We start from the raw sequence: 14455 nt of genomic DNA, 5'->3' as shown, positions 1-14455 counted from the left end.
TTGCGGTCAGGCCAATGGCCTCGGGTCAGGCTTTGAGCAGGTCGCGCAGTTCGCGCTCGATGGCGGCCTTGGGCTTGGCCCCGACGATGGTCTTGGCGACCCTGCCCCCGACGAAGACGTTCATCGTCGGGATGGACATGACGCCGTACGCGGCGGCTGTCTCCGGGTTCTCGTCGATGTTCAGCTTGACGATCTTGATCCGCTTGCCGTGCTCGGCGGCGATGGCCTCCAGCGAGGGGGCCAGCTGGCGGCAGGGGCCGCACCAGGGGGCCCAGAAGTCGACGAGTACGGGCTGGTCGCTCTGGAGGACGTCCTCGATGAAGGATGCGTCGGTCACGCTCTTGAGGGCCATGGTGCGGCCTCCTCTCGTGTGTGGCGGTGGTTAGCGCGCGTCGGCGAGGGCGGCGAGGTACCGCTCTGCGTCGAGGGCGGCGGCGCAGCCGGTGCCGGCGGCGGTGATGGCCTGGCGGTAGGCGTGGTCGACGACGTCGCCCGCGGCGAAGACGCCGGGGAGGCTGGTGCGCGTGGAGGGCGAGTGCACCTTGAGGTAGCCCTCGGCGTCCAGGTCGAGCTGTTCGGTGAAGAGCTCGGTGCGCGGGTCGTGGCCGATGGCGATGAAGAGGCCGGTCACGTCGAGGTGTTGGGTCTCTTCGGTGATCACGTTGCGCACCGTGAGGCCGGCCAGCATGCCGTCCTTGTCCTCCAGCTCGGTGATCTCGCTGTCGAAGAGGAAGGAGATCTTGTCGTCCGAGAAGGCGCGGTTCTGCATGACCTGGGAGGCACGCAGGGCCGAGCGGCGGTGGACGATGGTGACGGAGCGGGCGAAGCGGGTGAGGAAGGTGGCTTCTTCCATGGCGGTGTCGCCGCCGCCGACTACGACGATGTCGCGGTCCCGGAAGAAGAACCCGTCGCAGGTGGCGCACCAGGACACGCCTCGGCCGGACAGTTCCTCCTCGCGCGGGAGGCCGAGCTTGCGGTAGCCGGAGCCCGTCGCGATGATCACCGCCTTCGCGCGGTGGACGGTTCCCTCGGAGTCGGTGACTTCCTTGATGGCGCCGGTCAGGTCGACGGAGACGATGTCGTCGTCGATCATTTCGGCGCCGAACTTCTCAGCCTGGGCGCGCATGTTGTCCATCAAGTCCGGACCGTCGACACCGTCCGGGAAGCCTGGGAAGTTCTCCACCTCGGTGGTCGTCGTCAGCGAACCGCCGACGAAGATCGAGCTGCCGAACAGCAGGGGCTTCAGCTGCGCACGGGCGGTGTAGAGGGCGGCGGTGTATCCGGCGGGGCCGGAGCCGATGATGATTACGTTGCGTATGGCGTCGGCCGCGGTGGTCGCGTCGGTCACGGGATCAGGCCTGCTTCTTGGCGTCGATCTCGGCGATCAGGCCCTCGATGAGGCCCTTGATCTCGTCGCGGATGGGGCGGACGGCCTCGACGCCCTGCCCGGCCGGGTCCTCGAGCTGCCAGTCGAGGTAGGTCTTGCCGGGGAAGTACGGGCAGGCGTCGCCGCAGCCCATGGTGATGATGTAGTCGGACGCCTGGGCGGCCTCGGGGGTGAGGACCTTCGGCTTCTGGTCGGAGATGTCGATGCCCAGCTCCGCCATCGCGGCGACGGCCGAGGGGTTGATCTGCTCGCCAGGCATGGAACCGGCGGAGCGGACCTCGACGCGGTCGCCGGCGAGGTGGCGCAGGAACCCGGCCGCCATCTGGGAGCGGCCCGCGTTGTGGATGCAGACGAACAGGACGGAGACGGCAGGAGCGGAGGACATCTGTTCTTCCTTGGGGTGAGGCGACTGCGGTGGGGATCGGTGGGGCTTCAGGGGGCGAGCTGGGTGAGCAGCTCGGTGATGTGGGCGTCGATGGCGTCGCGGATGTCGCGAACGACGGCGATCGGCGCCCCATCGGGGTCGGCGACGGGCCAGTCGAGGTAGCGGCGGCCGGGCATGACGGGGCAGGCGTCGCCGCAGCCCATCGTGATCACGATGTCGGCGGCCTGGACGACCTCTTGGGTCAGCGGCTTGGGGTAGGCGTCGGCCAGGTCCACGCCGGCTTCGGTGAGGGCCTGAGCGATGTGCGGCTCCACTGCGTCGGCGGGGTGGGTGCCCGCGGAGGAGACCGTTACCCGCTCGCCTGCCCGGTGCGCCAGGAGAGCCGCGGCCATCTGGGAGCGGCCGGCGTTCTGGCTGCACACGAACAGCACTCGGGTCGGCCCGCTCGTCAGCCCTTGGGTGTGGGCGAGGGCGTCCAGGCGCTCGGAGGTCAGTCGTTCCGCCAGCACGACCAGGTGCGTGCGGATCCGTGCCTGTTCGGCAAGACGTGCGTAGGAGTCGGCGAGCAGGCTCAGCACGGTTTCCGGCGCGAAGTGGCCGGCGTACCGGGAGGCGAGACGGGCAGCCCCCGCGGCCAGGCGTTCGTCCGGCAGGAGGGGCGAGGAGGACGTGGACATGGCGTTCCCGTTCAAAGGAGCCAATAAGGTCAGCTCGGACTGGTGTCAGCCCCAGATGATGTGACAGTATCAGCACATGATGACGTCAGTCGACACTGATCTGATCCGGGTTCTGGCCGACCCGCTCAGGCTCCAGATCGTGACCCTGCTCGCCCGCGAGACGCTGTGCACCACCCACCTCGTGGAAGAGACGGGTGCCAAGCAGACGAACCTCTCCAACCACCTGAAGGTGCTGCGCGAGGCCGGGGTCGTGGAGACGGAGCCATGCGGGAGGTACATCTACTACCGCCTGCGCCCGGAAGTCATCGAAGCCCTCGCCGGCCGGTTCGCCGACCTCGCCCAGACCGCGCGTGCCACCGCCGAAGCGAACCTCAAGCGGTCCTGCCCGTAGCCTGCTCTGCCTCACCTGCCCGAGGAGAACCCGTCTTGACCGCCACCGAGCCCGTCGCCGCCCCCGCAGCGGAGAGCGACATAGCCGCCGACGAGCCCCAGCCCGCACCCGGCGCGACCCCGCCCCGCACCCCGCTGATCGCCCGCGCCGCCGCCGAGCTGGTCGGCACCGCGGCCCTGGTCGCGATCGTAGTCGGCTCCGGCATCCAGGCCACCGACCTCACCCAGGACGTGGCCCTGCAGCTGCTGGCCAACTCCACCGCCACGGTCTTCGGCCTCGGCGTGCTGATCGCCCTTCTCGGTCCGGTCTCCGGTGCGCACTTCAACCCGGCCGTCACCCTGGCCGAGTGGTGGACCGCCCGCCGCGGCGGCGCCGGAGTCACCGCCCGCGAGCTGGCTGTCTACGTGCCCTCGCAGATTGTCGGTGCGATCGCAGGGGCGATCCTCGCGGACGCGATGTTCGGCGAGCCGCTGGTGAAGTGGTCCACGCACGATCGCTCGGCCGGAAACCTCCTTCTCGGTGAGGTCGTCGCGACCGCCGGCCTGATCCTGCTGATCTTCGGCCTGGCCCGTACCGACCGGCTCCGCTTTGCTCCCGTCGCGGTCGCCTCGTACATCGGGGCCGCGTACTGGTTCACCTCGTCCACGTCCTTCGCGAACCCGGCGGTGACGATCGGCCGCGCCTTCACCGACACGTTCGCGGGAATCGCCCCCGCCTCGGTCCCGGCGTTCGTCGGCGTGCAGCTCGTGGGCGCGGTGGTGGGCCTGGCCCTGGTGGCGGTCATCTTCATGCGCGGCAAGAGCAGCACGGAGCAGCCCGCGGCATGACGCAGCGCACGGATGTGGTGGTGATCGGCGGCGGCCAAGCAGGGCTTGCCGCCGGCTACCACCTGCGCCGGCTGGGCGTCGAGCACGTCATCCTCGATGCCCGGGCGGCACCCGGCGGGGCATGGCAGCACACCTGGGACTCCCTCCATCTGTTCTCCCCGGCGCAGTACTCCTCGCTGCCCGGGCGGCTGATGCCCGCCCAGCCCGGCCAGACGTACCCGGACGCGCAGCATGTCGTGGAGTACCTCGCCGACTACGAGAAGCGGTACGAGCTGCCGGTCCAGCGCGGCGTGTGGGTCGACGCCGTCCACCGCGACGGCGAGTTCCTCCGCGTCGAGAGCGATTCGGGCGACTGGAGGCCTCGCGCGGTCATCAGCGCGACCGGCACCTGGACCCGCCCGTTCATCCCCGCCGTCCCCGGTCGCCGGGAGTTCTCCGGCCGCCAGCTCCACACGGTGCAGTACAAAAGCCCAGCCGAGTTCGCAGGCCAGCGGGTGATCGTGGTCGGCGGCGGCAACTCCGGTGCCCAGATCGCCGCCGACCTGGCCTCTGTGGCCGAACTGACCTGGGTCACCCAACGTCCGCCCCGCTACCTGGCCGACGACATCGACGGCCGCGCGCTCTTCGACGCGGGTACCGCCCGCCGCCAAGCGCTGGATGCCGGCCGCTCCGACATCGGTGGCGTGGCCTCCCTCGGTGACATCGTGGCTGTGCCGCCCGTACGTGCCGCCCGCGACGCCGGGCTCCTGCATGCGAAGCCGATGTTCACCCGGCTCACCACCACCGGCGTCGAGTGGGCCGATGGCGCCGTCGCTGAAGCGGACGCGGTCATCTGGTGCACCGGCTTCCGCCCCGCCCTGGCCCACTTCGCCTCACTGCGGCTGCGCGGCACCCGTGGCCACATCGCAACCGTCGGCACCCGGGCCGTCGACGAACCGCGGCTACACATGCTCGGCTACGGCGACTGGACCGGCCCCGCCTCCGCCACCTTGATCGGCGTCGGCCGCACTGCCCGCGACGCAGCCCGGGACATCTCGGAGAGTCTGAACCCTGACGCTCGGACGGGTGGCTCTGTCCACGCGAGAACCGACAGCACTTGAACAGTGGTTTGGGAGGCAGTCGCTGGCCGCGGCCCGCGCTGGATGTTCACGAGTTTCGACAGCCCGGGTCTGCTGGGCAGGGCCGAGTAACCCGGTCGAATTCGGTGCTCGGAGGTCCTGACAAGTCCTGGTCCCGTATCCGGTGGCTTTCCCTGAAGGTCGGGCCGGGTCATAGCAGGCAGGCCCGTGACCAGTAAAGATTCCCATCATGCGCACTGACCAGAACCTCGCCTCCCTCCGCCCGACGCACACGGCACCCGTGGTGTTCGGTGCGGGAGCGGCCATCGGCGTTCTGGGCGGGATGATCGGGTTGGGCGGTGCGGAGTTCCGCCTGCCGCTGCTGATCGGCTTCTTCGGATTCGCCGCGCTCTCGGCCGTCATCCTGAACAAGGCGATGAGCCTGGTCGTGGTCCTGGTCGCGCTGCCCGCCCGGCTGGTGGCGGTCCCGGCCGCCGAGGTGGCCGCACGCTGGCCCGTCGCGGTCAATCTTCTGGCCGGAAGCCTGCTGGGTGCCTGGGCCGGAGCATCGTGGGCAGTGCGGATGCGCTCCTCGACCCTCTACAAGGTGCTGGCTGTTCTGATGGTGCTCATGGCGGTCGCCCTGGTGGTCACGCACACCACCGCCTTGGGCACGCTCGACCTGCCGCTGTGGGCGCAGGTGCCTGCCGGTGTCGTGGCCGGGTTCGGCATCGGCGTTGTCGCGGCGATCATGGGCGTGGCTGGCGGCGAGCTGCTGATCCCGACGATCGTGCTGCTGTTCGGGGAGGACATCAAGAGCGCCGGCAGCCTCTCCCTGTTGGTGTCCCTCCCCACGATGCTGGTGGCGTTCGCCCGCTACAGCCGCGACGGCAGCTTCGCCGTCCTGGGCGCGAACCGCCGCTTCACCGTGGTCATGGCCGCAGGCTCGATCGCCGGCGCGGTGCTGGGCGGGCTGCTGCTGGGCGTGTTCCCGGACGTGGTCCTCATCCCCGCGCTGGCCGTGATCCTGCTCGTCTCCGCGGTCAAGCTCGCCCGTCACAACTGACTCCGCCGAGCCTTCCCCGGCCCTCGTCGCGTGGGGGTGCCTCCCGTTCTCAGGTTCTGGCTCAACCTCTCTGGAGCTGCGCCCTGCGCGCTCGTGAATTTCGTCGGACCAACCCACTGACCTGCTGGTTCCCGCCGCTCAGTGTTCGGATGAACCGAGCATCGAACCGTCACCACAGGAGTTGAGCCGGAACCGGAACTTGTGAACAAAGCCAGACGGGCGTCCCTGGTGCACCGGCTGTCTGTCTGGCCCCGGATTGGATGTCGGCCCCGCCGTAGGGCCGCCGGCAGATGGTGCGCGTACGGGAAAACGGTCATCATCTCGACATCGGGCACCGTGCCGAGGGCCGACCGGGAGCTGGCAGACGATGGCGAACACGACTCCGATGGACCGGCAGGCCGTGTACGAGGATTACGAGCGAGCCCGCCGGACCTTCCATCAACTGCTGGACTCCGCCTCCGAGGCGGACCTTGCCCGGCCCACGCGCGGTACCAAGTGGACCAACGGGCAGCTGCTGTGGCACATGCTCTTCGGCTACGTGGTCGTCCGGGTCCTGCTGGTCCTGGTCCGTGTCTTCGGGCGGCTTCCCCGCGGGGCCGGCAAGGCGTTCGCCCGGCTTCTGAACGCGGGAACTGTGCCGTTCGACTGGGTCAACTACGCGGGTCCACGAGGGGCCGTGAAGGTCTACGGGCCGCGCCGGTTGGGGGCCGCCTTCGACCGGGTCCTCGACTCCCTCCAGCGTCGGCTTGCCGCAGAGTCCGACGCCGACCTGGCCCGCGGTATGCACTACCCCGTCCGGTGGGACCCCTTCTTCAAGGAGTTCATGACGCTCGCGGACATCTACCGCTACCCGACGCAGCACTTTGACTTCCACCACCGCCAGCTCACCCTGAACGGCGGCGACGGGCGTGAACGGGCAGGCTGAGGTCAGCTGATCCGCGGGCTGCGGCGCTCGAGCAGGACCACGTCGCGCCAGATGCCGTGGTGGCGGCCGATTCGCTCGCGGGTGCCGATGACCCGGAAGCCGGCCCGCTGGTGGAGGGCGAGGCTCGCGCGGTTCTCGGGGAAGATGCCGGACTGGATCGTCCAGATCTCCGCGGCCTCCGTCGAGCCGATCAGTGCGGTGAGGAGCTGCATGGCGACGCCTTGCCCCCGGGCGGCGGGGTGGACGTAGACGGAGTGTTCGACCACGCCCGCGTATGCGCACCGGTCCGAGACTGCGCTCGCCGCGACCCAGCCAAGGATCTTGCCGTCGTCGGCGACGGCCGCGAAGTGGTGTTCGGGCAGCTTGCCCGCCTCGAACACCTGCCAGGTGGGGGCGGTGGTCTCGAAGGTGGCGTTGCCCTCGTCGATTCCCGCCTGGTAGATCGCCAGGACCTCATCCGCGTGTGCTTCGGCCAGCGGCGCGATGGTGATGCTCACGCGGCGGCCGCACGGGTCAGGAGCTGGCCCATGGCGGCGAGCACCGCGGGCTCGACCCGGTAGTACACCCAGGTGCCGCGCCGTTCGGAGGAGAGTAGCCCCGCCTCGCGCAGCTTCTTCAGATGGTGGGAGACGGTGGGCTGGGAGACGCCGACATCGGAGATGTCGCACACGCACGCCTCGCCGCCCTCGTGCGAGGCCACGGCGGAGAAGAGCCGCAGGCGCACCGGATCGCCGAGTGCCTTGAACATGAGAGCGGTCCGCTCGGCCTCCTCGGCCGTCAGCGGGCGCTCCGTCAGGGGCGGGCAGCATGCCGCCACGGCCTCCGGCTCCAGCAGCGGCAACACCTTCATAGTCATGCCCCCATCATCCGACGAATTTCGACGGATGTCTATGTTGACGAACGTCGATCCAGGGTCCATTCTAGAGGCGTCAGGACATCGACACACGTCGAATCAACTGGGGAGCCCGCCGTGAACGTATCCATCGAAGCCCTGCCCGTCGTCGTGATCGGCGCCGGCCCGATCGGACTCGCCGCGGCTGCCCGGCTCGTCGAGCGGGACATCGAGCCCCTGGTCCTGGAGGCCGGACCGGCCGCCGCGTCCGCCGTGCGTGACTGGTCGCACGTACGCCTCTTCTCCACCTGGTCCGAGGTCGTCGACCCCGAGGCCGAGAAGCTCCTCGCCCCCACCGGCTGGGTCAAGCCGGACGGTGCCACCTACCCCTCCGGTGGCGACTGGGCCGAGCTGTACCTCCAGCCCCTGGCCGACGTCCTCGGCGAGCGTGTCCGCTACAACGCGACCGTCACCGGCGTCTCCCGAGCCGGCCGGGACCGCATCGTCGATGCCGACCGTGAGGCCCAGCCCTTCGTCATCCACCTCACCGGCCCTGGCGGCCGCGAGGAGCGCCTCTTCGCCCGAGCCGTGATCGACGCCTCCGGAACCTGGACCACCCCCAGCCCGGCCGGCGGCAGCGGACTGGCCGCACTCGGCGAGAAGGCTGCGTCCGACCGGATCTCGTACCGCGTCCCCGACCTGAAGGACCCTGCCGTCCGGGCCAGGTACGCAGGCAAGCGCACTGCCGTCATCGGCTCCGGAGCCTCGGCTTTCACCGCCCTCGCCTACCTCGCCGACCTCGCGAAGGACGAGCAGGGCACCCACGCGCTGTGGATCCTCCGCCGCGGCATCTCCGGCTCCACCTTCGGCGGAGGCGAGGCCGACCAGCTCCCCGCCCGCGGCGCCCTCGGCCTCGCGGCCAAGGCAGCCGTCGACGGCGGGTACGCCGACGCGGTCACCGGATTCCGCACCGACGCCGTTGAGCGCGACACCGACGGCCGCCTGGTCCTCGTCGGAGAGGACGGCCGCCGCCTGGACCCCATCGACGAGGTCATCGTCCTCACCGGCCTCCGCCCCGACCTCACCTTCCTCGACGAACTCCGCCTCGGTCTGGACGAACGCCTCCAGGCCCCCACCGCCCTCGCCCCGCTGATCGACCCCAACCAGCACTCCTGCGGCACCGTCTACCCGCACGGCGTCAACGAGCTCTCCCACCCGGAGAAGGATCTCTACCTCGTCGGCATGAAGTCCTACGGTCGCGCCCCTACCTTTCTCGCCATGACCGGCTACGAGCAGGTCCGCTCCATCGCCGCCCACCTCGCCGGGGACCGCGAGGCCGCCGAGCGCGTCGAGCTCACCCTCCCCGAGACCGGAGTCTGCGGCGGAGCCGGCCTCTTCGACCAGCCCGCCGCGGCCGAGGAGACCGGCGGAGGTTGCTGCGCAGCCCCGGCCACGATCACCATCGGCGCCCCGGCCCGCACCGGCGGCTGCTGACCCCGGTGACCGACCTCCAAAGCAGCGGGGCCGCGACCGGTACGGGGGACCGGTCGCGGCCCCGCGCCGTGCTGCCCGCACTCTGCGTCACGCAGATCATCAGCTGGGGCATCGTCTACTACGCCTTTCCCGTCCTCCTCCCGCGCCTGACCGCCGACACCGGCTGGTCCGTCAACGCGGCCACCGCCGCCTTCTCGCTCGCACTCTTGGTCTCGGCCGTCGCAGGCATCCCCATCGGCCGGATCCTCGACCGCCGGGGCCCGCGCGCCGTGATGACCTTCGGCTCCGTGATCGGCACCCTGGCCCTCCTCCTCATCGCAGCGGCCCCGAACCTGCCGGTCTTCACCTGCGGTTGGATCCTCGCGGGCATCGCCATGGCCGCCACCTTCTACCCGCCGGCCTTCGCCGCCCTCACCCGCTGGTGGGGCCCCGACCGCGTCCGGGCCCTGACGATCGTCACCCTCGCCGGCGGCCTGGCCTCCACCGTCTTCGCGCCGCTGACCGCCGCCCTCGCCGAACACCTCAGTTGGCGGGCCACCTACGTCGTCCTGGCCGTGATCCTCGCGGCCGTCACCATCCCCGCCCATGCCCTCGCCCTGCGCGGTCCCTGGCCCCCCGCGCCACCGGCCCCGCCCTCCATCGACCGCACCCCGGTGGCGCGCAGCCGTCCCTTCCTCCTCCTGGCCGTCGCCTTCACGCTCTCCGGTTTCGCCATGTACGCCGTCGTGATGGGCATCATTCCGCTCCTCACCGAACGCGGCGCCAGCGCGACAACGGCCGCCTGGGCCCTCGGACTCGGCGGGGCAGGCCAGACCCTCGGCCGCACCCTCTACGCGGTTCTGGCAACGCGTACGTCCGTCACGACCCGGACCGTCACGCTCATCGCCCTGGGCGGCGCGACCACCGCCTCACTGGGCTTCATCCCGGGCCCGCTGCCACTGCTGGTCGTCCTCGCGATCCTCGCCGGAGTCGTACGCGGCAACCTGACCCTGCTCCAGGCCACCGCCGTCACCGACCGCTGGGGCACCACCCACTACGGCCGCCTCTCCGCCCTCCTCGGCGCTCCCGCCCACATCGCAGCAGCCCTTGCCCCCTGGGCAAGCGCAGCCCTCGCCGTCCCCCTCGGCGGCTACCCTCACCTCTTCGCCGCCCTCGCCGCGCTCTCCACAGTGGCCGCATGTCTGGCCCTGCTGGCGTCGGAAGAAGGCCGCACCCGACCGCTGTCCAGGTCGGTTCCGGGCGGGAAACCGGCGTCACGCTCGCGCACGCAGCGCCCATAGTGCACATGATTTACGTCGCGAAGTCAGGTCTGCAAGGCTCTGAACTGCGATTATCTTCCACCTGTTCTCGCTGGATCTGTTTCTGACGACCCATCATGTCGAGTGCGTCGCGATCCTTGAGCCCCTTGGAAAGGGCCTCTGACCTGCGGGTTAGGGCAGTGTGCGTTATGTGCGCCGTGGGCGTTACGGGCGATATCTTGACGCAGATTTGACGCTCGTGACGCACGTTTGACGCACGCCGTCGGCGATCTCTGATGAGCCGTCAGGCAGGGGAGGGTGCGTCCCGCAGCAAATTGTGATCTTGCTGCGGGAGGCGCCCTTTCCGGTAGTCGGCGACCGAGTCGGTCGGCGTCAGACCCGCGATCCACCTTCTCCTCTCCGATTACGCTCTGTGATAATCCGAGGGGGCTCGCGACTAGAAGGCGGGACCGTAGGGGTTCCATCCGTGCAGGAACGGCTGCAGGTCACTGGCGCGAGGTTCGGGAATGTCGGGCAGGCGGAGCGTCCCGTTGAGGGGGTTCAGGCGCTCCACGTGGTCGGTGGCCCAGGCGATCCATGCCTCGGCTCCGTCCCTCTCCGGTCCGGTCGCCAAGGTCTCTGCGTGGAGGCGGAGGGCGTCGACGTACTCGGCCAGGCCCGCTGCACGGCGCCATGCTTGTTCCTGCGCTTCGAGCTGCTGGACTCGGGCTGCCTCGGCGAATTCGATCTTTGCCCGTTGCATCGCGGCTTCCCATTGCAGCCGTTTCTCCCGTGCCGCCTCCAGGTCGGCCAGTCGTTTGCGTTCGGCGGCCTCGCCTCGAAGGCCCACTTCCTGCACGATTTCGGCGAGCTGGTCCTCAAGGGGGCGTGCGGTCGTATCGGCCCACTCGTCGGCCCTGTGTCGCAACCCACCGCTGACGCAGATTCTCAGGCGTTCAGCGGGGGAGTGGTCGTACCGAGGAATCCTGACCCAGGAGTGCTTCTCGGCGTCCGCGAGTTCCTTCTTCGTGGGGATGTGTTCGGTGCGGTCTTGTTCCTGCAGGATGAGGAAATCGCATCGTTGGCCCTGGGCTGTGATGGTGAAGTGGGGCGGGCCGTTTCGTCGGCGGTGTGGTGCGGGGGCACTCTCGGCCGTACCGAACGCGCTGGTATAGCCCAGCTTCTGGGTTGCGGTGAGCAATGCGTGGAGGAGGCGGAAGGCTCTGCCCTGCACGGATTTGGTCAGCGCCATGGGCTGGGGGTGCGCCTGCAGAGCTTTGACCACAGGGTGGGGAGTGGTGAGCCGTGCCGGTACGGGGACGGGTGGCAGTACGGCCAAGCGCCAGGCGGGGGTGTCGACCAGCCGGATTTCGTACCCGTCGTTGCACCAGTCAGCGTGCAGTTCCTTGGTCGCAGGGATCTTCCCCGACCGCCGTGCTGCGGCCACCCGGATCGGCCATTTCTCGGTCTCCCGACCGCAGGCTTCGCGTTTGACGACGCGGCCGCCAGCTTCGACGAGCTCTTCCAGGAGCTGCTCCGTGACGGTCTTGGCCTTCTTTCGAGGAAGGGAGCTTGTTCGCTGAACCGGTACGGGCGCAGCCGCCTGGGCGCTGGATTTTTTGCTCTTGGCCACGTCGGGTGACTGGATTCCAGCCTGCGGCGCGGGAGCGGTGTCTTTGCCGCCAGGCTGTTCCGGTGGATGGGATCCGTGGTCCAGGTATTGCTGGCCGGCCTTGGTGAGGGCGACGGACCACTGCCCCTGGCGCCTGGAGACTTTGACCAGTCCGCGGCTGTGCAGGGCTTGGCAGCTGAGTTTGTGCCCGGTTCCATCCCACGCGCCGTCAGGGCAGCCTCGGGCGACCCATTGCAGCACCTGTTGCTGCCGTTCGTTGAGCTGTCGTGGCACCTGAACTCCCCACCGTGCGAATGCCTGCACGGGCATGCTCGCAGCCGCACTCCGCCTGGCGCGGGTGGAAGGGGAAGGGGGTTGGCAGGCTGGATGAAGATTCGGACAGATGTAGGCATGGCCGCCTGCGGTGGCTAGGCTCGCAGTCGTTCGTTGGTGGCCGCCGTGGACGCTTGCTGGTCGGCCTGTGACGGGCGCTGGCCATTTCGCGATCATCTGAGGAGGTGGCCGCCAGGCGTACGACGGCCCGTACTAGCGTGGCCGTCCGTGCTGAGGCGTTCCCGTGTCTTGGTCAGGGGAAGGCTGGTTAGGGGTGTCGGTCCCGCTCGGCTGCGGCCAGCAGGGGATTGGCGAGTGGATCGTGTGAACGTGAGCCGCTCGTGCTTCCGGTGATGGGTGCCTGAGGGTAAGCAGGGGCGTGCAGACGCTCCGCAGACGAGGGCGTCAGTTCGAGACGAGAGCGGGTTGGTTCATGTCGGTCCTGGCGCGAGAGCAGATGGATGTCGTCGCAGGTGCGCTGGCTCCCTGCGACCTCGTGCCCCGCGAGGCGAAGCTCGCGCTCGTCGAGGCCTTCGGGACGGAAGCTGTTGTGGCCTATCGCCATGACGCGCTCGAGCGGGAGCGGCGGGCAGCCGAAGAAATGCCGCCGCTGACGCGACCTGACGTGCTGGATCTCCTCATGTCGCTGCCCCTGGGCGAGCCGGTTCCTGCCAGCTCCTTGAGCGAGAGGGAGCGGCGGGTGCTGAAGTCCCTTCCGAAGGGCGCGGCGGTCCGCAGGGACGGGTCGATCACCCGCCGCGCGGCGCAGCCTGTCCACATCGACATGGCATTCGTGCCCGGTCGCAGCTGGGAGTCGGCGATGGAGAAGGCCGAACGATTTACTCCGTTCTGTTCTCGCGCGGTGGTGGTGGACGGCGCATTGCGGCGCAAGGATGATGCCGTGCTGCGCGCGGACTTCTACGGCATCGGCCTGCTCACGCTTCAGGGGGACTCGGTGGAAGTAGTGGTGCCGCCGCGGCCCTTCGTGCGCAGACGCCATACCGTCGCCGGCTGGAAGTTCCTGGAAGACGTCCACCGCCAGCTCCCCTGAGCATCCGGCCCACGGCTCGCTACGGGGTGACGGGGAGTGTCGCCCATGCTTTGAGCGGCGAGGGCGCCTGGAATCCGGACCGGGGGCTGGCGCCCAGGCCTATACGCTGGTTCTCCAGCGCGTAGCGGTCGATCGCGGCCGCACACTTGTCGCGCCACCACGATTTACGCGGGGTGCCTGGCTGGTAGCCGGCCATCTCGGTGACCCAGTCGCTCCACGTGAAGACGGTGTGATTGTCGGCCTCGCGCCGGGTTTCGCCGTCCAGCAGGAGGAAGCGATCGAGACCACGCCCGTCGCACTCCTCGCAGGAGCAGGTTGCGGGATCCACGTTCCCGTACAGCCTGGAGAGGGACTCGGCGCCCTTGAAGCACATGAGCTCCGGCATCAGCACGCTCGGGTAGGTGGGGCCGACCTTGTTGGTCTGGGCCTTCTCACCGGGCGGGATCGCGTGGCGGAGCGAACTCTGCACGCCGATGCCGGCGCAGAGGGCGCCGTGCGCGATCGCATCAAGCGCAGCGAGGTCGGTCCGCAGCAGCGCCGTGTGTTCGACCTCGGCCAGCAGGCGGCGCAGATTGGCGGGAATGTCCTTCGTCTGCTCCATCGGATCGAACTGGCGGAACAGGACGAGGGCCTTCGGGTGCCGGATCTTCGTGCAGACCGCGATGAGTTGACCGATGTTCTCGCGGTTCAGCCACGTGACGTCGATCGGGAGCGTCACGACGGTGTCGGCGCGTTCGATCTTGTTGGCCTCGCGCATCACTGCCTTGAGCGTCTTGGAGTCCGCGGGCGGAATGTAGCCGGTCGGGGTGAGTGCCGCGCTCGCTCCGCGTGCCTTCTGGAAGGCCAGCGAGGTGTCCACTGAGGCGAACAGCTCGTCGGTGGGCACCATGAACGGCTCGTCCGCGGTTGCGACATAGGTGGTGTAGGGGGCGCTGTCGATCAGCAGAGTGCCTTCGTAGCCGGCCGTGCTGCGAAGGTGGAAGGCCCGCTCTTCGGCTTTGGCTCCAGTCATCACGACGCCGCTGAAGTCGTCATCGAGCGCGGGCCGCGGCCGCGGAAGATTGACGGCGTTTTCGTGGAGCAGCACCCGCCCCTGGAGAAGCGGCACGGCGGCAACGGTGTGGTCGAGCGTCTTCAGGGCGGGCGGTCGCCGCCTCGGGGAGGGGGTGTTGCTCATGA

16 protein-coding genes are annotated in these 14455 nt (G+C 69.4%); 8 read left to right on the top strand and 8 right to left on the bottom strand.

Translation table 11 applies throughout. From position 1 onward, the window contains the following. Positions 1–25: 25 nt before the first annotated feature. The 4 genes from trxA to OG447_RS29585 are packed head-to-tail and all read right to left on the bottom strand — an operon-like array spanning position 26 to position 2449. A complete protein-coding gene (trxA, locus tag OG447_RS29600; protein ID WP_266940508.1) occupies positions 26–352 on the bottom strand; it encodes a thioredoxin in 327 nt (108 codons plus the stop codon). A gap of 30 nt (positions 353–382) precedes the next feature. Further along, positions 383–1348, bottom strand: coding sequence for a thioredoxin-disulfide reductase (gene trxB, locus OG447_RS29595; protein ID WP_266940507.1), 966 nt, complete (start codon positions 1346–1348; stop codon positions 383–385). Between the two features lie 4 nt (positions 1349–1352). Then, a complete protein-coding gene (locus tag OG447_RS29590; RefSeq protein ID WP_266940506.1) occupies positions 1353–1772 on the bottom strand; it encodes an arsenate reductase ArsC in 420 nt (139 codons plus the stop codon). Positions 1773–1819: 47 nt separating this feature from the next. Beyond that, positions 1820–2449 carry a three-helix bundle dimerization domain-containing protein gene (locus OG447_RS29585; RefSeq protein WP_266940505.1) on the bottom strand — a complete coding sequence of 210 codons (630 nt, stop codon included), beginning with the start codon at positions 2447–2449 and terminating at the stop codon, positions 1820–1822. A gap of 76 nt (positions 2450–2525) precedes the next feature. Here OG447_RS29585 and OG447_RS29580 point away from each other — a divergent pair, with 76 nt between their 5' ends. The 5 genes from OG447_RS29580 (at position 2526) to OG447_RS29560 (ending at position 6716) form a co-directional block, all read left to right on the top strand. After that, positions 2526–2840 carry a helix-turn-helix transcriptional regulator gene (locus OG447_RS29580; RefSeq protein ID WP_266940504.1) on the top strand — a complete coding sequence of 105 codons (315 nt, stop codon included), beginning with the start codon at positions 2526–2528 and terminating at the stop codon, positions 2838–2840. A 35-nt stretch (positions 2841–2875) separates the two neighbouring features. Then, positions 2876–3667 (top strand): MIP/aquaporin family protein, encoded by a 792-nt coding sequence (locus OG447_RS29575; protein WP_266940503.1) that lies wholly within the window; start codon positions 2876–2878, stop codon positions 3665–3667. Further along, positions 3664–4767, top strand: a complete 1104-nt coding sequence (locus OG447_RS29570; protein ID WP_266940502.1) for an ArsO family NAD(P)H-dependent flavin-containing monooxygenase — start codon at positions 3664–3666, stop codon at positions 4765–4767. The genes OG447_RS29575 and OG447_RS29570 overlap by 4 nt, the downstream gene beginning before the upstream one ends. Before the next feature lie 208 nt (positions 4768–4975). Then, positions 4976–5791 (top strand): sulfite exporter TauE/SafE family protein, encoded by an 816-nt coding sequence (locus tag OG447_RS29565; RefSeq protein WP_266940501.1) that lies wholly within the window; start codon positions 4976–4978, stop codon positions 5789–5791. Positions 5792–6158: 367 nt separating this feature from the next. Further along, positions 6159–6716 (top strand): DinB family protein, encoded by a 558-nt coding sequence (locus tag OG447_RS29560; RefSeq protein ID WP_266940500.1) that lies wholly within the window; start codon positions 6159–6161, stop codon positions 6714–6716. Positions 6717–6718: 2 nt separating this feature from the next. On the opposite strand, the gene OG447_RS29555 is transcribed toward OG447_RS29560, so the two are convergent. Next, complete coding sequence (locus OG447_RS29555; protein ID WP_266940499.1) at positions 6719–7213, bottom strand: GNAT family N-acetyltransferase; 495 nt, start codon at positions 7211–7213, stop codon at positions 6719–6721. Continuing rightward, complete coding sequence (locus tag OG447_RS29550) at positions 7210–7572, bottom strand: helix-turn-helix transcriptional regulator (RefSeq protein WP_266940498.1); 363 nt, start codon at positions 7570–7572, stop codon at positions 7210–7212. The genes OG447_RS29555 and OG447_RS29550 overlap by 4 nt, the downstream gene beginning before the upstream one ends. A gap of 114 nt (positions 7573–7686) precedes the next feature. On the opposite strand from OG447_RS29550, the gene OG447_RS29545 reads away from it, so the two are divergent. Beyond that, positions 7687–9042 carry an NAD(P)-binding domain-containing protein gene (locus OG447_RS29545; protein WP_266940497.1) on the top strand — a complete coding sequence of 452 codons (1356 nt, stop codon included), beginning with the start codon at positions 7687–7689 and terminating at the stop codon, positions 9040–9042. Positions 9043–9047: 5 nt separating this feature from the next. Further along, positions 9048–10322, top strand: coding sequence for an MFS transporter (locus OG447_RS29540; protein ID WP_266940496.1), 1275 nt, complete (start codon positions 9048–9050; stop codon positions 10320–10322). Positions 10323–10737: 415 nt separating this feature from the next. On the opposite strand, the gene OG447_RS29535 is transcribed toward OG447_RS29540, so the two are convergent. Next, positions 10738–12186, bottom strand: a complete 1449-nt coding sequence (locus OG447_RS29535; protein WP_266940495.1) for a hypothetical protein — start codon at positions 12184–12186, stop codon at positions 10738–10740. A gap of 472 nt (positions 12187–12658) precedes the next feature. Between OG447_RS29535 and OG447_RS29530 the strand changes: the two genes are divergently transcribed. After that, on the top strand, positions 12659–13276 hold the full coding sequence (locus OG447_RS29530; protein WP_266940494.1) for a hypothetical protein: 618 nt from the start codon (positions 12659–12661) through the stop codon (positions 13274–13276). A 19-nt stretch (positions 13277–13295) separates the two neighbouring features. On the opposite strand, the gene OG447_RS29525 is transcribed toward OG447_RS29530, so the two are convergent. Beyond that, on the bottom strand, positions 13296–14453 hold the full coding sequence (locus OG447_RS29525) for a hypothetical protein (protein WP_266940493.1): 1158 nt from the start codon (positions 14451–14453) through the stop codon (positions 13296–13298). Positions 14454–14455 lie beyond the last annotated feature (2 nt).

It is taken from the genome of Streptomyces sp. NBC_01408 (assembly GCF_026340255.1).
GTDB lineage: Bacteria > Actinomycetota > Actinomycetes > Streptomycetales > Streptomycetaceae > Streptomyces.
Note: the sequence above shows the minus strand (reverse complement) of the source record. Positions and strands in the feature narration are given on the sequence as shown.